The organism is Pseudomonas cerasi (assembly GCF_027983475.1).
GTDB classification, from domain to species: domain Bacteria; phylum Pseudomonadota; class Gammaproteobacteria; order Pseudomonadales; family Pseudomonadaceae; genus Aquipseudomonas; species Aquipseudomonas cerasi.
On the sequence record NZ_JAQJVM010000003.1, the window covers coordinates 1,256,035 to 1,279,907 of the forward strand.

Genomic DNA, 23,873 nt, shown 5'->3' on the forward strand with positions numbered 1-23,873 from the left:
CTTAAAGAACGCGCTCCATATGGGTCGTGTTCCACACCGGATCGCTCTCCACATCGGTCACGGCAAAGCCTTGTTTCTCCCAGAAACGGATCGCGCCGGGCAGAAACGGATGGGTATGCAGGTACAAAACCTCTATGCCACCTGCCTCGGCATGGGCCCAGAGCGCCTGACATAAACGGCTGGCCAGCCCGTCGCCACGAAACTCCGGCCTGACGAACAGGCGCACGATCTCAACGGTTCTGCGCCCGCGATAATCGAGCTGCGGGAAACGATGATCAAACGGCAGGTAGCCCACAGCCGCGATGATCTGTCCTTCACTGCGGGCGATCAGAAACTTGCCGTCCTCCCCGTGCAGATACACCTGCTCGAAACCGGCCAGATCGGGCGGAACGGTGACAGTGTCGAGCAAGGGAAAGATTCCGGCACGCGCACGCATGACGAAATCGACGGTGTGCGGGATCTCGGAGGGGTGTACCTCAGTAATAGTGATGTTCATGAGCACGGACTTATTGGGGGAATTGCAGGGTGATACAAATGTTACGCCAGACTTGGGCTTTTGAACGCACTGCTTAACTATAGAACAAGCGGTGCGGCGCAGAATTGTGACGCAGAGCGTCACGACAGGCATTCCCACGCGGAGCGTTCCGCGTTGTACGCAAGTCCGCTTTTGATTCTGGCCAAAGGCCGTGGGAGCGAACTTGTTCGCGAAAGGGCCGGTACAGTCTGAGGAAATGCGTCGTCTTACCCACCGTCTTCGCGAACAATGAGGATCGCCGCCCCGGTCGCTCCTGCGCCCTGCGGGCAGAATCAATGACAGACCGCAGGCACGCCGTTATCGTGCCCACGCTCCGCGTACGGCGCACAGCTTTACAGCGCAAACCCTTCGATGCGCACCAATGCAAGGCAGGAAAAGTCATGCGCCGGACGCCGCCGTAAACGCTGCGCAGCCTTGCGTGCATTGCCAATTCGGGCTTGGAGCGCTGCCGACGCAAGCTGGCACAACCTCTGCATAATCCTCAACAACCCCACCATGAATGTGGTCGGGCCGCCCCGGTTGATCGACGTGGATCGCCAGTCTCGCAGAGACCAGAGGGCTACTCGGGTGCTTCCGGCAACGTGGCTCGATGGCACCCCCGAATACCCAATAAGACAACAGGCAAAGGCGCCTGGAACCGAACGGTTCCGGGCGCTTTTTTTTTGCTTTGAAAAACCTGATTGGCCTCGGCCGGGACTCGCTATGAACACCACAGTCTTCCCCCTCAACGATGTAAAAACCCTGATCGTCGTCGGTAATGGCATGGTCGGGCATCATTGCGTCGAGCAGTTGATCGCAGGCGGCGCACTCGAACGCTATCGCATCCACGTCTTTGGCGAGGAAACACAGCGCGCCTATGACCGCGTGCACCTGTCCGAATACTTCACAGGCCGCGACGCCGAATCGCTGGCCATGAGCGAGATGTCTGTCTACGAACAACCCGGCCTGACGTTGCACCTCGGCGTACCGGTGCTGGAAATCGATCGTGATCGTCACGAAATCATCACCGCCGAAGGCTGCTTCGGTTACGACAAACTGATCCTGGCCACGGGCTCCTACCCGTTCGTACCGCCTATCGAAGGCGCGCGGGGCAATTCCCGGCTGGTCTATCGCACACTCGAGGATCTGGACAGCATTCGCTATGCCGCGTCGAAGGCCCGACGAGGCGTAGTGGTCGGCGGCGGTCTGCTCGGACTCGAAGCGGCCAATGCGCTTAAATCCCTGGGGCTGGAAGCCCATGTCGTCGAGTTCGCGCCGCGTCTCATGCCGGTGCAACTGGACGACCTCGGTGGCGCTGCATTGAAGGCGCGTATCGAAGCGCTGGGCGTCGGCGTGCATTTGTCCCGCGCCACGCAGTCGATCAGCGACGGCAAGCAGTATCGCTATCGGATGAACTTCGCCAACGACGAGTTTCTCGAGACCGACCTGATCGTGTTCTCCGCAGGTATTCGTCCGCAAGACGCCCTGGCCCGTCAGTGTGAGCTGGCGCTCGGCCCACGCGGTGGCATCGCAATCGACGAGCACTGCCGCACCAGCGACGCTGATATCTATGCCATCGGCGAATGCGCAGCCTGGAACGGCAGCGTGTTCGGCCTGGTCGCGCCCGGCTATCAAATGGCCCGCGGTGTGGCAGCACAGTTGTGCGAACAGGATACCGACGCGTTCTTCGGCGCCGACATGTCCACCAAGCTCAAGTTGCTGGGTGTGGATGTCGGCTCCATCGGTGATGCGCATGGTGCGCTGGCCGGGGCCGTCAGTTATCGCTTCATTGATGAAGCCACCGCCAGCTACCGTCGCCTGGTGGTGTCGGCCGATGGCAAGCAGGTACTCGGCGCTGTGCTGGTCGGCGACAACAGCTATTACGACACGCTGCTGCAGTATGCGCAGAACGGCATCCCGCTGCCCGCCGATCCATCGAGCCTGATTCTGCCGCGTGGCGAAGGCGCGCCGACGCTGGGCGCCGATGCCCTGCCCGCCACAGCGACCATCTGCTCCTGCCATAACGTCAGCAAAGGCGCCGTGTGCTCGGCCATAGACAATGGGTGCACCGATCTGGCCGCAATCAAGTCCTGCACCAAGGCCGCCACCGGCTGCGGCGGTTGCACCGCACTGCTCAAACAGGTTTTCGAGCATGAACTGGTGGCCCGCGGCGTGGCGGTCGATAAAAGCCTGTGTGAACACTTCGCTCATACCCGCCAGGAGTTGTACTCGATGGTCCGCGTCGAAGGCATCGAAACCTTTGACGAACTGCTGACTCGCCATGGCAAAGGCGCGCATGGCTGCGACATCTGCAAGCCCGCAGTCGGCTCGATCCTGGCGTCGTGCTGGAACCGCCCCATCACCGAGCCTTCGCTGGTGCCTCTGCAGGACACCAACGATACGTTCATGGCCAACATGCAGAAAAACGGCACCTACTCGGTGGTGCCACGTATTCCGGGTGGCGAGATTACCCCTGACGGCCTGATAGCGATTGGCGCGGTGGCGAAAAAATACGACTTGTACACCAAGATCACCGGCGGCCAGCGCATCGACCTGTTCGGCGCGCAACTGCACGAGTTGCCGGATATCTGGAGCGAGCTGATCGAGGCAGGCTTCGAGACCGGCCATGCCTACGGCAAGTCGACCCGTACGGTTAAATCCTGCGTCGGCAGCACCTGGTGCCGGTACGGCGTGCAGGACAGTGTCGCCATGGCGCTGCGCATCGAGGACCGTTACAAGGGCCTGCGCTCGCCGCACAAACTCAAGTTTGCGGTATCCGGCTGCACCCGCGAATGCGCCGAAGCGCAGAGCAAGGACGTCGGCGTGATTGCCACCGAAAACGGCTGGAACCTTTACCTGTGCGGCAACGGCGGCATGCGTCCGCGTCACGCCGAGCTGTTCGCCACCGATCTGGATGATGAAACCCTGGTTCGTTACATCGACCGTTTCCTGATGCTCTACATCCGCACTGCCGACAAGCTGCAGCGTACCTCGGTCTGGCGTGAATCGCTGGAAGGCGGCCTCGACTATCTCAAGGCGGTCATCATCGACGACAGCCTGGGCCTGGCCGCAGAGCTGGAGTCGCAGATGCAACTGGTGGTCGACCGCTACGAATGCGAATGGGCCAATGCCCTCAAGGACCCGGAAAAGCTCAAGCGCTTCCGCACCTTCGTCAACGACGGGCGTGCTGACCCCGACGTGCAGTTCGTCAAGGAACGCGCCCAGCGCCGGCCGGCAAAACCCGAAGAGCTGGCCCTTATCCCGTTGTTCAAGGAGGTGGTGTGATGAACGCGTCTCAGACAATAATCGCCGGCAACAATGCGCCCGCGGCAGCGCAGTTACACTGGCAGCCCCTGTGCGGACGCGCGGACCTGGTTGCCAATTCAGGCGTCGTGGCGTGGCTGGACGGCGCGCAGGTCGCGCTGTTCTACCTGCCCGAAACCGCACAGGGCGAGCAGCTCTTTGCCATCGACAACCGCGATCCCAAATCCGGGGCCAACGTGATCGGGCGTGGTCTGATCGGGCAGATCGCGGGCGAGCTGGTCATCGCCTCGCCGCTGTACAAGCAGCACTTTCGCCTGCACGACGGCAGTTGCATCGAATACCCGGAACAGCGGCTCGACGTCTGGCCGGTGAGGCTCAAGGGTGATCTGGTAGAAATTGCCGTGTAATCGGCAGTGCCGGTCGCAGGCAACCTGGTGGCTGTCGGACCAGGTTGCTGCATGGCATGACGTGCAGCTTATTGAAGCTCGGAGACCAGTGCCTTGTTGAAGCCCTGCGGATCCTCCATCTGCGGGGCATGGCCCTTGCCCTTGAACTCCACCAGCCTGGCGCCTGGAATCATCTGCGTCACCTGCTTGCCCAGTACCTTGTAATTGCCGATCTTTGCCTTGACCTCAGGCGGCGCGATGTCGCTGCCGATGGCAGTGGTATCGGCATCGCCAATCATCAGCACCGTCGGCACCTGCAACCTGGGAAACTCGTAGAACACCGGCTGGGTGAAAATCATGTCGTAGATCAACGCCGAGTTCCAGGCCACGATCTTGTGCCCCGGCCCTTTGTTCAGACCGGCCAGCATGTCGACCCACTTGTCATATTCCGGCTTCCAGCGGCCATCGTAGTAGGTCTTCTGCTCGTAAGCGCGAATACCTTCGGCGGTGGTCTTCAGCTCTCGTTCATACCATTGATCGACGCTGCGGTACGGCACGCCGAGTGCTTTCCAGTCTTCCAGACCGATAGGGTTGACCATCACCAGCTTCTCGGTCTGCTTCGGGTACATCAACGCATAACGCGTGGCCAGCATGCCGCCCGTGGAGTGACCGACTACCGACACCTTGTCGATACCCAGTTTTTCCAGCAGCGCATGGGTATTCATCGACAACTGCTGGAAGCTGTACTGGTAGTGTTCCGGCTTGGTCGAGGTGCAGAAACCGATCTGATCCGGTGCGACAACGCGATAGCCCGCAGCGCTCAGCCCCTTGATGGTGTCTTCCCAGGTCGCAGCGCAAAAATTCTTGCCATGCAGCAGCACCGCCGTGCGGCCATTGGCCTTGCCGCTCGGCGCGACGTCCATGTAACCCATTCCCAGCGTCTGGCCCTGGGACTGGAAACTGAATTTATGCAGCGCGTGAGGGTAAGTAAAACCTTCCAGTTGCTGGCCATAACCGGGCGTTTCAGCCAGTGCTGCGCCTGATAGCGTCAGCGACATCAACATACCGGCAATCTTTGCAGCCCGCATAAGGGGCACCTCCTGTAGCTAGGGATCGGGAATCCAAGGCGGTTTTTACGTTAAACCGCAGGCCTGCCAGTAGACCCTGTTTCCCCTTACAGATTCGCCCTTTTCCTGCCCGAAGAACCGTAAGCAGACGTTTCATCATGCAGAGGCAAAATGCTGGACGCCTTCTGCGTGGACTGCCTAGACTTGGCCGTCCAGGTCTGATGCCAAGGAACAGCAATGAATCGAAATGAACTGCGCAAGGCCGACATCAACCTGATGGTGGTATTCGAAACATTGATGCAGGAGCGTAACGTCACCCGCGCAGCCGAAAAACTGTTTCTCGGCCAACCTACGATAAGCGCTGCCTTGAATCGCCTGCGCAGTCTGCTCAATGACCCACTGTTCATCCGCGTCGGCCACCGCATGGAACCCACCGCGCGCGCTCACGAGATTCTCAAGCACCTGACGCCTGCGCTGGACGCCATGTCCACAGCGCTGAGCCTGACCACCGACTTCGACCCGTCGGTCAGCAAGATGACCTTTCGCATCGGCCTGACCGATGACGTCGAATTCGGCCTGCTGCCGGCGATGCTCAAGGCCATCCGCCAGGAAGCGCCCGGCGTGGTGATCGTGGTCAAGCACGTCGACTACCTGAATATTTCCGAGGTGCTGATGTCCGGCGATATCACCGTTGGCGTCTGCCTGACCCGTGAACTGCCCGCCAATGCCAAGCGCAAGACGCTGCGTAACGTGCAGCCGAGGCTGGTGCGCGCCGACAAGCCTGCCAGCCCCATGAGCCTGGACGAATACTGCTCGCGCCCACATGTTGTGGTGTCGCACGTCGCGAGTGTCAGCAGTTTCGCCGATGAGTGGCTGACCGCGCTGGGGCGCAAGCGTCAGGTGGTGTTGTCGGTGCCGCAGTTCGCCACCCTGCCCGCATTGATGGCCGGCACCGACATGATTTCGGGGCTGTCCGACTATGCGGCAAAGGCCATGAGCGCATTGGGCTTGCTGTATGACGAGCCACTGCCCTTCCCCACACCGGGGCTGGACCTGTCGATGACGTGGCTGAGTGTGATGGACAGCGACCCTGCCGAGCGTTGGCTACGCAGCAGGATCGAGGAGTTCATGGGCGAGCGCCAGGAAGCGCCCGCCCTGGCCGGATGATCAGCCGAAACGACCAGTGATGTAATCTTCGGTCTGGGTCTTGGAGGGCTTGGTGAAGATGGTATCGGTGTCGCCGTGCTCGATCAGTTCACCCATGAACATGAAGGCGGTGTAGTCGGAGCAACGCGCCGCCTGCTGCATGTTGTGAGTCACGATGATCACGGTGAACTGCTCTTTAAGCTCGGTGATCAGCTGTTCGATACGACCAGTCGAGATCGGATCGAGCGCGGAGGTCGGCTCGTCAAGCAGCAATACCTGAGGACGCAGCGCGATGGTACGGGCGATGCACAGACGCTGCTGCTGACCGCCGGACAGACCGGTCGCGCTCTGCTTGAGCTTGTCCTTGACCTCGTCCCACAAGGCCGCGCCACGCAGGGCCTGCTCGACGCGATCTTCCATTTCCCGACGCGATAGTTTTTCGTGATGTTTGATGGCGTAGGAAATGTTGTCGTAGATCGACATCGGGAACGGCACCGGCTTCTGGAACACCATGCCCACATGACTGCGCAGGCGGTTCATCGAATAACCTGGGGCCAGGATGTTTTCGCCATTGAGCAGCACTTCACCACGCGCTTCCTGCTTCGGGTACATCGCGTAGATGCGGTTGAAGACGCGCAGCAGGGTCGATTTACCGCAACCCGACGGGCCGATGATCGCCGTGATGCGCTTCTCGGGGATGGTCATGTCGATGGACTTCAACGACTTCTGGTTGTTGTAGAAAAACTCCAGACCGCGCACTTGGATCTTGGTTTTTTCGTTGGCCAGGGAAAGGTTGTTCATCAGGACGCCCTATTGCGCAGAAGAATTAAGCGAGACAGCAGACTCAGTATCAGTACGAACAACGTCATGACCAGCGCACCGGCCCATGCCAGGGAGTGCCAGTCATCGAACGGGCTCATGGCGTACTGGAAAACCACCACCGGAACACTGGCGATGGGTTTGAGCAGATCGCTGCTCCAGAACTGGTTGCCGAAAGCGGTGAACAGCAGCGGCGCGGTTTCGCCGGTGATGCGTGCCAATGCGAGCAATACGCCGGTTACCACACCAGCCTTGGCCGCGCGAAGGACGATTTGCAGGGTCAGCTTCCATTGCGGCACACCCAGCGCCAGCGCAGCTTCACGCATGGTCGAGGGTTGCAGTTGCATCATCTCGTCAGTGGTACGCACCACCACAGGGATCACCAGCAATGCCAGCGCCAGCGCACCGGCAATCGCTGAAAAGCCCACCTGATGGCCTGTCACCGCGTTGAGTGGCAGTACCACGACGGTGTAGACGAACAGACCGAGCACAATCGAAGGTGCCGACAGCAGGATGTCGTTGATGAAGCGCACGGCGTTGCCCAGTTTGGTGTAGCGGGCAAACTCGGCCAGCCAGATGCCGGCCATCAGGCCGATCGGCGTACCGATCAGCAGGCCGATGCCGGACATCAGCACGCTGCCGTAGAACGCGTTGGCCAGTCCACCCTCGGTACCAGGCGGCGGAGTCATGCCGGTGAACAGTTGCAGGTTGAGCGCGTCGATGCCCTTGATGATAGTGGTCAGCAGAATCCACACCAGCCACAGCAGGCCGAAGGCAGTGGCACCACAGCTGAGCACCATCGCAATCTTGTTCTTGATGCTGCGGACCCGATACAGGTGCTCGCTGCCGGTCACATCCTTACTCATAACCCCTCCTTACGCGAAAGGCGCGACAGCATCAGGCGTGCAAGGGCCAGCACGATGAAGGTGACGACGAACAACAGGAAGCCAAGGGCGATCAGTGCCGAACGGTGCAAGTCGGTGTAAGCCTCGTTGAACTCGTTGGCGATCACCGAAGCGATCGAACTGCTCGGCATCATCAGCGAAGCCGAGAACTGATGCGCGTTGCCCAGTACGAAGGTTACCGCCATGGTTTCGCCGAGCGCGCGCCCCAGCCCCAGAAACACACCGCCGACCACGGCCGATCGGGTGTACGGCAGCACGATATCCCAGACCACTTCCCAGGTTGTACCGCCCAGTGCATAGGCCGACTCTTTGAGGGCCACGGGCACGGTGCGGAAGACTTCCTGCATCACCGAGGTAATGAACGGCGTGATCATGATCGCCAGTACGATACCGGCTGTCAGCATGCCGATACCCAACGGCGGCCCTTGGAACATCGGACCGATCAGCGGCAGTGCGCCAAGGTTTTCGGTGATCCACGGCGACAGGTGTTCAGCCATGAACGGGCCGAAGACGAACAGCCCCCACATGCCGTAGATGATCGAAGGGATACCGGCCAGCAGCTCGATGGCCGAGGCGATCGGCATGCGCAACCAGGGCGGCGCCACTTCGGTAAGAAAGATTGCAATGCCGAAACTCACCGGTACGGCGATCAGCAAAGCCAGAAAAGAGGTCACCAGGGTGCCGTAGATCGGAACCAGAGCGCCAAACTTGCCGGCGTTCACGTCCCACTCGGTACTGGTCAGAAAGCCAAACCCGAAAGTCTGGAATGCCAGACTGCCGCCCCACAGGGTCGACAAGGCAATACAACCCAGCAAAGCAAGCACCAGCATCGCTGCAGCCTGCAATGAACGCTTGAACCACAGGTCATGACGATGATCCCGTTTGGCGCGCTTCTCGCCCTCGGACTCACCAGCGGAGACGTTAGCGGACAGGTATTGGGTGTTTTCAGTCATGTTGAGGCCACTCGCAAGGAAAAGCCCCTGTCACCGAGCCGATATCGCGGCTGATGACAGGGGTGGTACGGGTTGAATCACTTACTTGGTGAATTCCGTTTTCCAGTAGCTTTCCACGCGATCAACCAGCGATTTCGGCAACGCTACATATTCCAGTTTCTCGGCCTGCTTCTGGCCGTTTTCCAGGGACCACTTGAAGAAGTCGAAAGCAGCCGTGCTTTTCTCTTCGTTCTTGGCTTTCTTGTACATGATGATCCAGGTGGTCGCGGTGATCGGCCATGCAGCCTCACCCGGCGCGTTGGTCATGATCAGGTTGAAGTCTTTGGCGCTTGCCCAGTCGGCAGTGTCGGCGGCGGCAGCAAATGCCTTGGCGTCAGGCTTGATGAATTTGCCGGCAGCGTTTTTCAACTGGGTGTAGGACAGTTTGTTGGTGGTTGCGTAGGAGTACTCGACGTAGCCGATCGAACCCTTGATCTGCTTCACGTAGGCCGAAACACCTTCGTTACCCTTGCCGCCCACGCCTGCTGGCCACTGCACGGTCGAACCGAACTTCAGCTTCTCGTTCCACTCCGGGCTGACTTTGCTCAGGTAGTTGGTGAAGTTGTACGTGGTGCCCGAACCGTCCGAACGGTGAACGACGGTGATTGCGGTATCAGGCAGTTTGACGCCCGAGTTCAGCGCAGTGATTGCCGGGTCGTTCCACTTCTTGATGTCGCCCATGAAGATCTTGGCGATGGTTGGACCGTCCAGCTTCAGCTCGCCGCTTTCGACGCCTTCGACGTTGACGATCGGCACGATACCGCCGATCACGCTTGGGAACTGACCCAGGCCGCCGGCCTGCAGATCTTCTGCAGACATCGGGGCGTCGGATGCACCGAAGTCAACGGTCGCAGCCTTGATCTGGGCAATACCACCACCCGAACCGATGGACTGATAGTTGATACGGTTATCCTTGCTCTTGCTGTAGTCCTGGGACCACGCCGAAATAACCGGGTAGACGAAACTCGAACCAGCGCCTGTTACATCAGTCGCGTGAGCCACACCGCTAAGGCACAGCGATGCGATCAGAAGCGACAAGCGTTTTTTAGTCAGCAGAATCACGGTAATACCTCAGTCCAGGAGATTGTGTGGTGGTCCACTTAAGGAGGCCCGAGGCGGATTTAAAACCTCAAATGTTGCTGTTTAATGACAATCCAACGAATCGTGTCGTTAGGGGAACTTTTTTGTAAGTGATTTCCTACGTCGCCAGCTACGAAAACCCCTTCCAAACCCAATGTTTACGGGACATTTTCGACCCGCAAGCCCAAATAGCCTTCTGCCACCACTCATCAGGTAGCGGAATGCCCGCTTCGTTATAAAAATGTAAGAAAGTGTGATTTTAAGAAGCTTTGTAAATGACCGAGTGGTCAAGTTATAGCTAAATCAACTTAAAACTTCGCTGTCGACGGCGTTAAGGGGGGCGTGAATGACCGAAAAGGGCGCGCGATGACTCTCACGGCGGACAGCAACGGCGTAAGCCTTGATGCATCGAACATATCTACCGTTCGTCGGGTTCGACGGCACCTATGGCCACTGGCCAATGACCAACGTGAGTACTTTAAAACAACGGAGTAATCATCATGATCAAGACCAAACTGACTGCCCTGACTCTTGCTGGCCTGATGGCTGTAGCTTCGGGTGCCGCCTTTGCCGAGTCGACCACCACCCCTGAAACCCCGATCAACAAGAATGCGACCAAACTGCCGGGCACCAATACCCAGCCGATGGACCGCACCTCGTCCGAGACTCCAGGCGCGCAAGCTGAAAGCAAGGAAGCGGCAGCCGAGCGTTCGATGAAGCACGACAACAAGACGACACACGGTACGCACGACAAGAGCACCACCACTGAAAAGACCAAGACTCAGTAATCAGGCGTCTTACGCGGGTAGGACCATGCCCTGCCCGCGGGTCTACCCTTCTCGCGGCACAGTTTCAGTCAACGTACTGTTTCGATCAAAGTACTCACGGAGTTTGCACCATGATCAGGAATAGATTGGGGGCGATAAGCCTGGCGACATTTTTGGCCCTGTCGGCGACCAGTGCGCTTGCAGGTTCGACCGGACCGACCAACCCGGTCAGCGACGGTCCGAAAGTCCCGGGCACCGGAATGGAAAAGAACGTCGACGGCACCAGCCCCGGCGCACCAGGCACAAGCCCCGGCACCAAAGGCATGGACCCCTTGCCGGGAAAGAACGGCAGCGCGGACGACAAGCCTCATGATTCGAAACAGCCCCATGATGCGGATCATCAGGACACTCAGGACGGGCACAAGGCCCCTTGATGATCTGACAGGTCGCTACTGACGCAGGCACTGTCGTCAGTCGCCCATTGCACGTAACACACCTCCACCGGCATGCCATGCTCGGCACAGAAGTCCAGCCAGCGCAGTTGGTTGTCCTGGAGGCGGTCACCCGGCCCCTTGACCTCGATCATTCGATAACGACGCTGCTCCGGAAAAAACTGGATCAGGTCGGGCATCCCGGTCCGGTTGGCTTTTATGTCCTGCAACAGCCGACGAAACCAGCGAAGCAAGTGCTCTGCCGGCAGGCAATGAAGCGCCTGTTCCAGAAGCTCCGGCGTCAGTGCTCCCCAGAATACAAAGGGTGATTGCAGACCGTATTTGCTCTCAAAATGCTCACGAATGGTTGTCAGGTATTCATCAGACTCCAGTTGCGTCAGACAGGCATCGAACAACGATGCTCTGCGCTGATAAAAGTCAGGGCTGTACAGGTCACTCGGCGCACTGTGAAACGGATGAAAGAATGCACCCGGCAAAGGCGCGAAAATGGCTCGCCAGCACAGCAGCCCGAACAGTGAATTGATCAGCGCATTCTCGACGTAATGCACCTCCCCGCCCTGCTCTTCTTCGAGGTGCAGGCGTATCAAACGCTCGACACTCATGCCCGACACTGGCGTGACCTGCACGTCCAGCCGCGCAATGGCCCGCACCGTGCGCTTGCGCGCGGCAGTCAGGCCAAGCTTGCGTTGCAGGCGTGGCAAGACGCGTGACAGGTGCTGGACCTCGGCATCACTTTCCGGAGCGAGACGGGCCTGCTCCGCCAGCGCCAGCGCCGCTGCGTACTCGGCGTTGCGCTCCAGCACGCGGATCTGCCTTGAACGCGCGCCGGGGTAACTCGACTGACGATACACCGCCATCGCCAGAGGCCAGTCCTGCATGCGCTCGGCCTGTTGCCCGATACGAAACAGCAGTTTGCCACGACGCATGAGCAACCACGGGTTGCCGCATTCGATGGCAATGACCCGCTCGGCCAGCGCATGCAGTTCCAGGCAGGCTTCCAGCGCTTCACGACAGGCATGCAATTGCAGGCACACATCGATATCCGCACGCTCGTTGATGCCACGCGACTCCAGCGAAAACTCGACTTTTTCGTAGCGGTAGATACCCAGGTCAGCCAGCACGAATTCAGACCATTCCTGGTACAGATTGCCGAAGTACAGCAAGCGCAGGCGATCACACAGCGGCATGATCTTCAGGCCGAACACGGCGTCGGGCAACGTCGGATGCCATTGTTCGAGGGACTGCGGCGACGGGTACATGGGCTGCAGGCGCTCGAACCAATCCTGCTTGCGCTCAGGGCCCTTGACCGCGTGGTCCTTGAAGCAGTGGCTCAACTCATCCCGACGCAGCAGCTGGAACAACTCGCTCAGGCCCAGTGGCGGAGCGATGTCGACCCACTCCCGCGCCAGCAGCGGCAATACGGCGTCGTGAGGGTCGCCAATCTCGACATAACCGAGTTTGCTGGCCCGAAACAACACACCCTTGCGCATCACCATGCGCACCAGCAACCCCTGGGCGGGGACCGGCAGCTCGGCAAACTCGCTGATGAAGCGGCGCTCGGTTGCGTCGAGCAGGTCATCGTAGCGCCGGGCAATCCAGTCAAGGACCTGACGGAAGTTTTCCAGGTAGTAAAACGGATTGTCGAGGGGCGAAGTATTCAAGGCCAGCGTTCACATGACAAATGAGCAGACTGAACAAGGATACTGGTTATCCGTACAGATTCCAGTGCAAACGCCTGCTGATCGTGTTCGACCGATCAATGGCATGTATCGCGGGCAGACGGTCGGCCTTAGAATCGGCGCGACAACATCTGCAGCCGAGAGACGAATATGCACGCGCCACTGGTTTATCTCGCAGGCTTCGACGTGTTCAGGACCGATGCCGTGGAACATGGACGCTATCTGAAGGCTCTGTGCGCCGCACACGGACTTGAGGGTCTGTACCCGTTTGACAATGAGGTCACGCACGGACGAACAGCGCATGAAACCGCACAGCAGATTTACTCGATGAATGTCGCGATGATCCACCGCTGCTCAGCGATGCTGGTCAACCTCAACGTGTTCCGTGGCCTGGAGCCGGATTCGGGCACGGCCTTCGAAGTCGGTATGGCGGTCGCACTGAACAAGCCAGTGTGGGCGTACTTTGAACCGGTGGCGTCGCTGCGCGAACTGGTTCCCCACGATGAAAACGGTCTCGACGCCAATGGGTTTACGGTTGAAGACTTCGACCTGCCGCGTAACCTGATGCTCGCCTGCAGCTGGGCGGGCACCAGCTCAACCGTGGAGCTGGGTGCAGAGGCGCTGGCAAAGTACCTGAGTGGCTTTCAGGCCCTGCCCACAAGCGGCTGACCGGTGCGGTCAGCCCCACCCCAGAAAGTCCCCGCCGTTATCGCGCAGCATCTGCAACATGCCTTCTGCTGCGGGTGACAGGTAACCGCCCTTGCGCAACGTCACACCAATGGTGCGTTTGAGGATGGTTTGCTCCAGCGGCACTTCACGCAGGTGCTGCATGGTCTTGCCGAACTCCAGCGACTCGCGGGCAATGAAGCTCAACAGGTTGCTGCGGGCAATCAGCCCCGGCAACAGCGAGATCGAGTTCGCTTCGATCTGCACCGTCGGCAGCGGCAGGCCATGAGCAGCGAAGGTTGCGTCCAGCCATTTGCGCGATGAAACACTCACAGGCGGCAGTACCCAGCGATACGCGCACAGGTCACTCATTTTCAACGACGGCTTGAAGATCGGATGATTCTTGCTGGCGACCACAACGGCTTCGTCCCTGAGTATGGCAAAGCTGGTGACGTCTTCACTGTCGGGCGCCAGCGCGCAAATGATCATGTCCAGTTGACCGGAGCGCAATGATTCGCGCAACAGGTCATCCTGACCTATCACCAGTTTCAAGGTGACGTCCGGGGTGCGCTGCAACAAGGCGGACGTCAGTTTCGGCATCAAATATTCCGCCATCGTCGCGGCGCAGCCGACCCGAATGTTGCCCACCATGCCACTGGCGAAATCCCGCACCTCGCGCTGGGTCTGGGCAATGCTTTGCTGCAACTCCTTGCCGCGCGCCTGCAGCAACTCGCCCACGGGCGTCAGCTTGATCCTTCGGCCGTCACGTTGAAACAGTCGCGTTCCGAATGACTCCTCGAGGCGCTGAATGCTCTTGGTCAGCGCTGGCTGGCTGCGATTTAGCTTCTCCGCAGCACGTCCGAGATGCCCCAGCTCGGCAATGGTTTCGAAATAGGTGAGATCGCGCAGGTCCATATCTATCAACCAAAGTTATCAATTCATGATTATTAGAAAATAGACTTGATGGGTTGGGAAGTCGATACTGTGTGCATGTGATTCACCCCAATCAAGGAGAACGTCCTTGTCAAACGCTTCACGCTTTTCGCTTTCCTCCCTTTCCCCGCTGACTCAATGGGCGGGTCTGATCCTGATGGCCGGCATTGCCGGGCAACTGCTCAAACTGTTCGATATGCCTGCTGCGATGTTCCTCGGGCCGATGCTGGTCGCCATAGGCTTTGGCGTATCAGGTGCCAGCATCCGCATGCCCAAGCGGGCCTTTCAACTCGGTCAGGGCACGGTCGGCGTGCTGATCGCGCATGCCATGTCGGTCAGTGTGCTGCTCACCGCCCTTCATTCATGGCATGTCATGCTCCTGGCGACCATCCTCACGGTGGTGCTGAGCGCGGCAGTTGGACTGGTGCTGGTGCGCTTTGCCGGCATTCCGAGCAACACGGCAGCCTGGGGCACGTCACCGGGCGCGGCCTCGGCGATGGTCGCGATGTCCGAAGATTACGGTGCCGACTCACGCATTGTCGCCACCATGCAATATGTGCGCGTGGTCTGCGTGGTCACCATCGGCGCGCTGGTCAGCCATTTCATCGGCACCCCGGATTCCGCTGCGGCCCTGCACAGCAGTGCGGCGGTCTTGCCCAGCCTTGACCTTGTCGATCTGGCGCTGAGCCTGGCGGTGATTGCCGCAGGCGTGGCACTCGGCTCGCGTCTCCCGGCAGGTGCCCTGCTGGTGCCGCTGATGCTCGGCGGCGCGCTGCAACTGAGTGGTGTGATGCAGATCAGCGTTCCAGCCTGGTTGCTGCCCATCGCTTACGGTGCCATCGGCTGCTACGTCGGCCTGCGTTTCGACCGGCCAACGGTGCAATACGTCTGGAGACGACTGCCGATGATGATTCTGGCCTCACTGCTGTTGATCGTGCTCTGTGCTGTGTCGGCCTGGCTGATTGCGGTGATGATGGGCAAGGATTATCTCTCGGTATACCTGGCGACCAGCCCGGGCGGCCTGGACACCATGGCCATTATTGCCATCGATACGCATGCCGACGTCGGCTTCGTGCTGGCGATGCAGACCTTGCGCCTGTTCGGCGTGATCCTGACCGGAAGCTTCCTGGCCAGGCAGATCATCCGCCTGACCGACAAACGCATCCCTGCGCTTTGACTTCCGATCTCAAGCTCAACAGACGCTAGCCGTTCATTCCAGCCCCGCCAGGGCGCTGGCCAGGCTAGGTGCCAGCGGCAACACCGGCAATAACGTGGCCTGATAGGCGTGATAAAGGTCCGGCTTGCCGGGCCATATGTCTGCGCTGGGCTCGTTGCGCTCGTTCAGCTCATGGCGCCAACTGCCATGTTCGTGATCGATGAACAGTGTCTCGTTGAACTCCCAGAAACAGCGATACCAGTCTTCATACTGTTGCTCGCCGGTACGTTGCAGCAATGCGGCAGCAGCAGCGGCCGCTTCGCAGTGAGTCCAGTGCAGACGATGACGGACTACCGGCTGGTTCTGCCAGTCGAGGGTGTAAACGATGCCCGGGGCACCGTCGACATCCCAACCGTACCGGCAGGCATTGGCAAACAGTTGGCGGGCGTCGTCCAGCAACCATTCGGGGTTGGCGCGTCCGGCCTGACGGCGTGCAGCCTCCAGATGCAACACCAGCCGAGCCCACTCGAAAGCATGCCCCGGCGTGGTGCCGAAGGGCCGGAAACCGTCGGCCGGGTTTTCCCGGTTGTAATCGGCCAGCGGCTGCCAGTCCTGGGTGAAATGCTCGACGACCTGAAAATTGTTGGCACCGGCATGCTCGTGGATAACCCGCTCGACGATGCTCAGCGCCCGGTCGAGCCACTGCGCGTCGCCGGTCACATCAGCGAGCGCGAGAAAAGCTTCGGTGCTGTGCATGTTGCTGTTGGCACCGCGGTAGGTCTCTTCATTGCTCCAGTCCCGCGCGAACGACTCACGCATGGCGCCTTCCTGCTCGCTCCAGAAATGCGTCTGGATGATCTGGATGACGTCGGACAGCAATGCCTGCGCCCCAGGCCGCCCCGCCACCACGGCGGAACTGGCCGCCAAGGCAACGAACGCATGCAGATAAGCCTGTTTGTCGGTCTTGCCGCCGTCTTCGAGCGCGGCGCTGAACCAGCCGCCATGTTCGGCATCGTGCAACGGGCCTTGCAACGCGGCGATACCGTGATCGACCAGCGCAGCACAACCGGGAATGCCCTGCGCATGGGCCATGGCAAAACAGTGGGTCATGCGCGCAGTGTTCATGGTTCCTGCGGTGGCACCGACCATCAGCCGACCGTAGTCATCAAGACTGCCAAAGCCGTTGTCCAGTCTGGAGGCCTTGGCGAAGGTCAACAGACGATTGCCTTCCAGGGCCAGCCACTGGTGATGGGCTGGCGAGCGCAGCCAACTGCTGAAGGTTTGATTATTGTTATTCATGAAGCGATGCCGCCCCCTTCGATAAGGTTGTGCCCAGACTGTACCGGAGGTCATTTCGACCGAGGGCATAATGCGCGTCCGGTCGATCGTCGGCAAGCGGACACAACCTGTATCAATGTAGGGTTTTACACCTTGAAGCGTGAGACCACCTGATTCAGGTCAGCGGCCAGACGCGACAATTCATGGCTCGACGCACTGATCTGGTTGGCGCCCTGAGTCGACTGCATGGACAGATCGCGAATGTTGACGATGTTTCGATCAACTTCACGCGACACTTGCGCCTGCTCTTCAGCCGCGCTGGCAATCACCAGATTGCGCTCGGAGATCTGGTTGATCGACGAGGTGATTTCGCTCAAGGACTCACCCGCGCCCTTGGCCAGTGCCAACGTCGAGTCGGCCCGGTCACGGCTGGTGTTCATCGAGTCGAGTGCCTGCGCCGAACCGCTGCGCATGGCGCTGACCATCGAATCGATTTCCAGGGTCGACTGCTGGGTGCGATGCGCCAATGCCCGGACTTCGTCCGCCACCACCGCGAAACCGCGGCCCGACTCGCCTGCCCGTGCCGCCTCGATGGCGGCGTTGAGTGCCAACAGGTTGGTCTGCTCGGCAATCGAGCGGATCACGTCCAGCACTTTGCCAATATCCTGCGACTGATTGGCAAGGTTTTGCACCAGCGTCGAGGTGGCCTGCACGTTGTCGGTCAGCGTCTGGATCGACTGCACCGTCTCGATCACCCGCGTCTGGCCCGCCAGCGCCGAGGTGCTGGACTGGTTTGAGGCGTCCGATGTGGACACGGCATTACGCGCAACTTCTTCTACTGCCGAGGTCATTTCGTTGATCGCCGTGGCGGCCTGATCGATCTCCGCATTCTGTTGGTTCAGCCCGCGGTAGCTGTCTTCGGTGACCGAGTTGAGCTCGGTGGCGGCCGATGCCAGTTGCGTGGCCGAACTGCCGATGTGGCGCATCGCTTCACGCAGATTGATCTGCATCGTCGCCAGGGCACGCAACAGCCGGGTGACTTCGTCTTCGCCATCGACCTCGATGGTATGGGTCAGGTCGCCGTTGGCAACCTGCTCGGCGGCGGTGACCGCGCGTTGCAGAGGACCGACGATGCTGCGGGTCAGCCAGAGTGCCAGGCCGATGGTGCACAGCGCGGCAATCACCACGAAGATAATGACGATATCGCGCGACTTACCGTACTGGGCTTCGGCGGACTTGCCTTCCGCATCGACCCTGGTGACATAAAAGTCGGCCAGATCACCGAGTTGCTTGCCGGAACCGTCGACGATCTGCTTCATGTCGACCAGCAGCAGCTTGTTCAGTCCGACGCTATCGCCCTGGCCAGCCAGTACAAATGAGCGGTCCAGCGCACTGCGGTATTGGCCCATGGTCACCATGAACTGGTCGGTCAGCGACTTCTCTTCCGGGGTGTCGACAAAGGTCTTGAGAATGGCCAGCTTCTTGTCCAGATCGCCCAGACGTACGTCGAGCTGACCACGGTAGGTCGGAATGCTCGCAAGATCGGTGTCCAGCGCCATGCGCAGGGAAATGGTCCGAATGCGCAGCATGATCTCGCGGATATCGTTGACCACTCGCATGCTGGGCAGCCAGTTGGTCTCCACCGCCACCTCACTCTGGCGAATGGTCGACATCTGTGCCAGCGCAAACCACCCCAGCAATGCCACCAACAGGGAAATGAGAGTAAAACCCAGACCGGCACGACGAGCGATAGTGAGTTTGCGTAGATTCATGACCAGAGCTCTTTATATTTTTTTGGAGGACGGTGTCCGACTCGAAGTTGTCAGACAACCGATAGCATATCGCCCTGATCAGGCAATTCTTTAGCACGTCCAGTGAACATTCGCAGGCTTAGTCAAAATAACAGCCGATTGCCAGGCTGCTGCCGTTGATCACAGCGCGATCATCAACGGCCCGAAGCCATCTGCCAGAGACGCGCCACGTCACGCGCACGCTCGTGCAACAGGCGGCGGGTATCGCGGCAGGCCTGCTCAAGGCTCATCGGTCCGCTGACCAGAGCAAAGGCGGCGCCGATGCCTTGCGCATACAGCTGCTCGTAGCCTTCGCCCAGGGTTCCCGCCAGCACAATCACCGGCACTTGCCGACGCCGGGCGACTCGCGCAACGCCAAGCGGCGTCTTGCCGCGCAGGGTTTGCGCGTCGAAACGGCCTTCGCCGGTGATGACCAGATCGGCACCGATCAACGCGTGTTCCAGCCCGGTCAGGTCGGCCACCACTTCCACGCCGGCACGAAACGAGGCCTTCAGGTAGGCCTTGGCGGCAAAGCCCATGCCTCCGGCCGCGCCGCTGCCAGGACTGTCGCGCAAGTCCTGGCCGAGAACCTGAGCCGTATGGTCGGCAAAACAGCCGAGCGCAGCGTCCAGCGCCATGACCTGCTCAGGCGATGCGCCTTTTTGCGGGCCGAAGATAGAAGAGGCGCCATTCGGCCCGCAGAGTGGATTATCGACGTCGGCGGCGATCTCGACGCACACGTCAGACAAGCGTGGATCGAAGCCGCTCAGATCGATACGCGCCAGGTCGGCAAGCGCAAGTCCACCCGGCGCCAGAGTCTGATCGTCGGCATCCAGAAAGCGCGCGCCCAAGGCTGAAAGCATGCCACTGCCGCCGTCATTGGTTGCGCTGCCGCCGATGGCCAGGATCACCCGACGGGCTCCTGCATCCAGCGCCGCCGAGATCAGCTGACCGGTGCCTTCCGTGCTGGTCACACAGGCGTCGCGTTGTGCCAGGGTCAGCAGTTGCAAGCCACTGGCCATGGCCATTTCGATGATTGCGGTCCTGCTCTCCGCCAGCCAGCCCCACTGAGCATTGACCGGGGCGCCAAGCGGACCGCTGACGCTGGCACTCATCAGTTCACCATTGCAGGCAGCCAGCAGCGCCTCGATGGTGCCCTCCCCGCCATCTGCCATCGGGCATTTGATCAGTTCGGCGTGCGGCCAGACCTCGGCCAGACCACTGGCGATCGCGTCGGCAACTGCCTGGGCGCTGAGGCTGTCCTTGAACGAGTCGGGGGCGATGACGATTTTCATTGTTGTTCTCCAGATCCGGTATCTCGCATGCTCTCACTCAAAACCGTGTTCTCCGCCTGCCGTTCGCACAATGATCTGCGGTCGTCATCGGGCGTTTGAACAAAACCCGGCTTCAGGTGTGACCGGTGATCATCTGCGCCCCCAGGTACAGGCGCAGCAGGTCATCGGTTTTGTAAGGATCGCAACCCGTCAGCTCGCCAATCTTCTCCAGCCGGTAGCGCAGGCTGTTGCGATGGATACCCAGCGCTTCAGCGCACGCCTGGCTTTCGCCGCTGTACTCGAACCATTTGCATAAGGTGTCGAGCAGTTGTGCATGCGTGTGCAGACGCTCCATCGGCTCGGCGACGTTCTCGGCCAGCCAGTCATGACGATAACGCCAGAACAGCACCGGCAGCCGATAGGCGTCAAGACGCAGCAGGCGTTGTGCCGGCCTTGCCTGGCTGGCGTAGTCGAGCAGATCCCGCGCTGCCGCGCAGGCCTGGCGCAGGGTGGGCAGATCCTTCGATTGCGCCACAGTGGCCATACGCAGCACTGGCCAGTGGTGTTCATCGAACTGCTTGAGCAGCAGCGCATCGTCACGCTCCTTGCCCGTGGCGCGGCACCAGTACAGCAAGGTGGGCTCACGCAGCACGCACCAGCTGTCGGCGTAGCGCGTGCCGAGCCATTTGGCAACCTGGCTGGCAGCCAGCCCCTGCTCGGCAAACTGGAGCAGTACCACCTGACGCGCCATGTGCGGCTGCAAACCCAGCTGTCGCGCTTCATCCACCAGGCTGTCGGGACAATCCGGCAACAGCAGGCGAGCCAGCAGGTCTTCGCTGCGCTGCGCCCGCCATTGAAGGTCAGCCTGCTGGCGGCGCTGTTCCATGAGCATCTCGGCAGTCATCTTGACCAGTTCGCCATACACCCGCACTTCGTCCGGCTCGCCGGTGATGCCGAGCACGCCCACCAGTTGATGATCGAGCATCAGCGGCAGGTTGACACCCGGCTTGACACCCCCGAGCTGTGACGCTGCCAGAGAATCGATTTCCACCACCTGCCGGTTGGCCAGCACTCGCTGCGCGCCTTCATGACGGGTACACAATCGCTCGGCATCACCGCTGCCGATGATAATGCCCAGGTAATCCATGACATTGACGTTGTACGGCAGGATGGCCATGGCCCGGTCGACGATGTCCTGGGCCAGCGCTCGATCAAGGGCGAACATGAACGACTCCAGGCGCGTGGCGAGGCTTGCAATGCTTGGGCATATGGATACATTTTGTTGAAGTTATAGAACGCCCGAGTGTGCCTGAAAGTAGTCACGGGCGCGACGTACATGGCAGAGTGCCCGCGTCGACCTTCTGAACCCTCATATATGTGCGCACAGGCCCCCTTTTGATCAAATTCCGACTCGCCAGCCTGCTGTCGCTCTTGACCCTGCAAGCCTGCACGTCAATGGCGGAAAGCGATGAGCCGAAACAACGCTTTGAAGACTACCGTCAGCAGACCCTCGAGCTGATTCGCAACCAGCGCAACTTTCAGACCGCCGACCACCAGGCCGAGCTGGACTGGAACGCGCCACGCCAGTGGACCCCGAGCGGGACACCCAAGGGCGGCGTACTGCTGGTGCATGGCCTGGGGGATTCGGCGTGGTCGTTTCATGACGTTGCACAGATGCTTGCCGCTCAGGGTTATCTGGTCCGAACCGTTTTATTGCCGGGGCACGGCACCAAGCCCGAAGACATGCTCGACGTGCGCCTCGAACAGTGGCAGCGCGTGGTGCGCGAACAGGCGCAACTGCTCGCTCGTGAAGTGCCGAAGGTCTATCTGGGAGGCTTTTCGACCGGTGCCAATCTGGTCCTTGATTACGCCTATGGGCATGACGAAATCGCCGGGCTGCTCTTGTTCTCGCCGGCATTTCGCTCCAACAGCGGCTATGCCTGGCTGACCCCGTGGATCGGCTGGGCACGCCCCTGGCTCGCCGCGCCGAACCAAGGCCTGCGCCCAATGCAGACGCCGGTTCGCTACATGAACATGCCCACCAATGGTTTTGCCCAGTTCTATCGCAGCAGCGCGCTGGCCCAGGACCGCCTGCATCAGCGTCGCTATGACAAGCCGGTATTCATCGCCATCGCCGAGCACGATTCAGTACTCGACACTGATTACGTGCTGGATAATTTCAGCCAGCGCTTCAGCAATCCCGCCAGTCGCCTGATCTGGTACGGCGACCTGCCCGCCCGCGCTGCCAATACGCCGCGCGTCGAGGTGCGCAAGGACTACCTGCCGGAATACCGCATCAGCCGCTTTTCACACATGGGCCTGCTTTTTTCAGCGGACAACCCGCTTTACGGCGTATCCGGCAGCCAGCGTATCTGCTGGAACGGCCAGAGCACGCCGGACACCGCCAAGTGCATGGCAGGCGAGCCGGTATGGTATTCGGACTGGGGTTACACCGAACCGGGCAAGATCCATGCGCGCCTGACGTTCAACCCGTATTTCGAGTGGCAGACCCAAGTGATGCTCGGCGTGCTGAACGCAACACCGTAGTACGCAACCGCCTCCCTTGTATCGTCGATACCGGGGGCGCCAGGCTTCTGTAGGAGCGAACCGGGCGACGCTTCGCTTGTTCGCGAAGGCAGTGTTTTGAACGCCGAATCTTCTGCGGCTGTACGGGCCTTTTCGCGAACACGTTCGCTCCTGCATTTTTGCCGTACGCTCGAGCATGGAGGGCTTCTGTGGGAGCGAACTTGTTCGCGAAGGCGGTGTTTTGAGCGCCGAATCTTCTGCGACTGTACGGGCCTTTTCGCGAACACGTTCGCTCCTATATTTTGCCTTTCGCTTGAGCATGGGGGCTTCTGTGGGAGCGAACTTGTTCGCATCTACTCCAGCGGAACCAGCCGCTCACGGCTGTTGCTCAGGTGTGTCCACATCGCCGCACGCGCTGCATCCGGGTCCTTGCGGCGAATGGCGCTGAGCAGTGCTTCGTGTTCGAGGTTGGCCAGATAGCCCTGATGCGCGAGGTTGTTGCCTGCGCGCTCGCTCGATGCGATGCGGCTGCGCGGAATGATCGCGCTGCCCAGGTGTTGCATGATCTCCAGAAAATACGGATTGCCAGTGGCTTCGGCGATCAGCATGTGAAAGCGTTTGTCAGCCTCGACGCAGCTGTCGTCGTTGGCCAGCAGGTCCTGATAGTCGTCCAGCGCCTGACGCATGGCCGCCAGTTGCTCATCGGTGCGGCGCACAGCCGCCAGCGCCACGGCCTGGGTTTCCAGGCCGATACGCAGTTCGATGATATCGCGCACTCTGGATACCGTTTCGACTTTGAGGCGCAGTCCCGTCTGGTCACTGCGCTCGAGCACGAACGTACCGATGCCGTGATGGGTCACCACCAGCCCGGACGCCTGCAATTTGGAAATCGCTTCACGCACCACGGTGCGGCTGACGCCGTGCTCACGAACGATCTGGTTCTCGGACGGCAGCTTCTGACCCGGTGCGATCTTGCCGAGCAGGATGCGCTGGCTCAGTTCGGTGACCAGATCAGTGGCCAGGCTGTGCTGACGGCGTTTGGGCGCAGTACCGGCGGGCTCTTGCATGGTGAGTGAATCCTGACTTGTCTGGTTAAGCTGCCGTATCACGGCCGTGGCAGCGCAAATGCCGTGCTGGTTGCGTTTGAAAGCCGGATTTAAACGCCCTGCACAGTTGTCT

General features: G+C 60.2%; 21 protein-coding genes and 1 pseudogene. 8 read left to right on the plus strand and 14 right to left on the minus strand.

Annotation, left to right across the window (positions count from 1 at the left end):
* Window position 1 precedes the first annotated feature (1 nt).
* On the minus strand, window positions 2-496 hold the full coding sequence (locus tag PI739_RS21080; RefSeq protein ID WP_003435905.1) for a GNAT family N-acetyltransferase: 495 nt from the start codon (window positions 494-496) through the stop codon (window positions 2-4).
* Window positions 497-1,237: 741 nt separating this feature from the next.
* Between PI739_RS21080 and nirB the strand changes: the two genes are divergently transcribed.
* Together nirB and nirD are read left to right on the plus strand one after the other, a co-directional pair.
* On the plus strand, window positions 1,238-3,799 hold the full coding sequence (gene nirB, locus PI739_RS21085) for a nitrite reductase large subunit NirB (RefSeq protein ID WP_054081062.1): 2,562 nt from the start codon (window positions 1,238-1,240) through the stop codon (window positions 3,797-3,799).
* A complete protein-coding gene (gene nirD, locus PI739_RS21090; RefSeq protein WP_003435908.1) occupies window positions 3,799-4,185 on the plus strand; it encodes a nitrite reductase small subunit NirD in 387 nt (128 codons plus the stop codon). Before nirB ends, nirD begins: the two co-directional genes overlap by 1 nt.
* 68 nt (window positions 4,186-4,253) lie before the next feature.
* On the opposite strand, the gene PI739_RS21095 is transcribed toward nirD, so the two are convergent.
* Complete coding sequence (locus PI739_RS21095) at window positions 4,254-5,252, minus strand: alpha/beta fold hydrolase (protein WP_054081063.1); 999 nt, start codon at window positions 5,250-5,252, stop codon at window positions 4,254-4,256.
* A gap of 216 nt (window positions 5,253-5,468) precedes the next feature.
* On the opposite strand from PI739_RS21095, the gene PI739_RS21100 reads away from it, so the two are divergent.
* Entirely contained in the window at window positions 5,469-6,398 is a 930-nt protein-coding gene (locus tag PI739_RS21100) for a LysR family transcriptional regulator (RefSeq protein ID WP_003371946.1), read from the plus strand.
* Here PI739_RS21100 and pstB read toward each other — a convergent pair whose 3' ends face one another.
* The 4 genes from pstB to pstS form a co-directional block, all read right to left on the minus strand.
* Window positions 6,399-7,178 (minus strand): phosphate ABC transporter ATP-binding protein PstB, encoded by a 780-nt coding sequence (gene pstB / locus PI739_RS21105; protein ID WP_002553918.1) that lies wholly within the window; start codon window positions 7,176-7,178, stop codon window positions 6,399-6,401.
* Window positions 7,178-8,062, minus strand: a complete 885-nt coding sequence (pstA, locus tag PI739_RS21110; RefSeq protein WP_003435912.1) for a phosphate ABC transporter permease PstA — start codon at window positions 8,060-8,062, stop codon at window positions 7,178-7,180. Before pstA ends, pstB begins: the two co-directional genes overlap by 1 nt.
* Entirely contained in the window at window positions 8,059-9,054 is a 996-nt protein-coding gene (gene pstC / locus PI739_RS21115) for a phosphate ABC transporter permease subunit PstC (RefSeq protein WP_003371940.1), read from the minus strand. Before pstC ends, pstA begins: the two co-directional genes overlap by 4 nt.
* 81 nt (window positions 9,055-9,135) lie before the next feature.
* Window positions 9,136-10,155, minus strand: coding sequence for a phosphate ABC transporter substrate-binding protein PstS (gene pstS / locus PI739_RS21120; RefSeq protein WP_003371938.1), 1,020 nt, complete (start codon window positions 10,153-10,155; stop codon window positions 9,136-9,138).
* Window positions 10,156-10,673: 518 nt separating this feature from the next.
* Here pstS and PI739_RS21125 point away from each other — a divergent pair.
* Together PI739_RS21125 and PI739_RS21130 are read left to right on the plus strand one after the other, a co-directional pair.
* Entirely contained in the window at window positions 10,674-10,961 is a 288-nt protein-coding gene (locus tag PI739_RS21125; RefSeq protein ID WP_003371935.1) for a hypothetical protein, read from the plus strand.
* Window positions 10,962-11,071: 110 nt separating this feature from the next.
* Window positions 11,072-11,374, plus strand: coding sequence for a hypothetical protein (locus tag PI739_RS21130; RefSeq protein ID WP_054081064.1), 303 nt, complete (start codon window positions 11,072-11,074; stop codon window positions 11,372-11,374).
* Here PI739_RS21130 and PI739_RS21135 read toward each other — a convergent pair.
* Complete coding sequence (locus tag PI739_RS21135; protein WP_054081065.1) at window positions 11,350-13,053, minus strand: VRR-NUC domain-containing protein; 1,704 nt, start codon at window positions 13,051-13,053, stop codon at window positions 11,350-11,352. The two genes, PI739_RS21130 and PI739_RS21135, sit on opposite strands and share 25 nt — an antisense overlap.
* A gap of 168 nt (window positions 13,054-13,221) precedes the next feature.
* On the opposite strand from PI739_RS21135, the gene PI739_RS21140 reads away from it, so the two are divergent.
* Window positions 13,222-13,740: a nucleoside 2-deoxyribosyltransferase gene (locus tag PI739_RS21140; protein WP_003371929.1), complete on the plus strand. Its 519-nt coding sequence runs from the start codon at window positions 13,222-13,224 to the stop codon at window positions 13,738-13,740.
* 9 nt (window positions 13,741-13,749) lie between these two features.
* On the opposite strand, the gene PI739_RS21145 is transcribed toward PI739_RS21140, so the two are convergent.
* A complete protein-coding gene (locus PI739_RS21145; RefSeq protein WP_271352168.1) occupies window positions 13,750-14,652 on the minus strand; it encodes a LysR family transcriptional regulator in 903 nt (300 codons plus the stop codon).
* 106 nt (window positions 14,653-14,758) lie between these two features.
* On the opposite strand from PI739_RS21145, the gene PI739_RS21150 reads away from it, so the two are divergent.
* Window positions 14,759-15,847 (plus strand): AbrB family transcriptional regulator, encoded by a 1,089-nt coding sequence (locus PI739_RS21150; protein ID WP_003371924.1) that lies wholly within the window; start codon window positions 14,759-14,761, stop codon window positions 15,845-15,847.
* A 33-nt stretch (window positions 15,848-15,880) separates the two neighbouring features.
* On the opposite strand, the gene PI739_RS21155 is transcribed toward PI739_RS21150, so the two are convergent.
* The 5 genes and pseudogenes from PI739_RS21155 to PI739_RS21170 form a co-directional block, all read right to left on the minus strand.
* On the minus strand, window positions 15,881-17,125 hold the full coding sequence (locus tag PI739_RS21155; RefSeq protein ID WP_003371923.1) for a D-mannose isomerase: 1,245 nt from the start codon (window positions 17,123-17,125) through the stop codon (window positions 15,881-15,883).
* Window positions 17,126-17,250: 125 nt separating this feature from the next.
* The gene (locus PI739_RS24990) at window positions 17,251-18,114 is read right to left on the minus strand and encodes a methyl-accepting chemotaxis protein (RefSeq protein ID WP_371857177.1); all 864 of its coding nucleotides are present in this window, start codon (window positions 18,112-18,114) and stop codon (window positions 17,251-17,253) included.
* Window positions 18,106-18,876 (minus strand): annotated as a pseudogene (locus PI739_RS24995) (HAMP domain-containing protein); the annotation flags it as partial. The pseudogene PI739_RS24995 and the gene PI739_RS24990, both read right to left, overlap by 9 nt.
* Before the next feature lie 173 nt (window positions 18,877-19,049).
* Window positions 19,050-20,189, minus strand: coding sequence for a glycerate kinase (locus tag PI739_RS21165; RefSeq protein WP_271352170.1), 1,140 nt, complete (start codon window positions 20,187-20,189; stop codon window positions 19,050-19,052).
* A 112-nt stretch (window positions 20,190-20,301) separates the two neighbouring features.
* Window positions 20,302-21,393 (minus strand): sugar diacid recognition domain-containing protein, encoded by a 1,092-nt coding sequence (locus PI739_RS21170; protein ID WP_058396319.1) that lies wholly within the window; start codon window positions 21,391-21,393, stop codon window positions 20,302-20,304.
* 230 nt (window positions 21,394-21,623) lie between these two features.
* On the opposite strand from PI739_RS21170, the gene PI739_RS21175 reads away from it, so the two are divergent.
* Window positions 21,624-22,715 carry an alpha/beta hydrolase gene (locus tag PI739_RS21175; RefSeq protein ID WP_054081111.1) on the plus strand — a complete coding sequence of 364 codons (1,092 nt, stop codon included), beginning with the start codon at window positions 21,624-21,626 and terminating at the stop codon, window positions 22,713-22,715.
* A 332-nt stretch (window positions 22,716-23,047) separates the two neighbouring features.
* Here PI739_RS21175 and PI739_RS21180 read toward each other — a convergent pair whose 3' ends face one another.
* Complete coding sequence (locus PI739_RS21180) at window positions 23,048-23,761, minus strand: FadR/GntR family transcriptional regulator (RefSeq protein ID WP_003350184.1); 714 nt, start codon at window positions 23,759-23,761, stop codon at window positions 23,048-23,050.
* Between the last annotated feature and the right edge of the window lie 112 nt (window positions 23,762-23,873).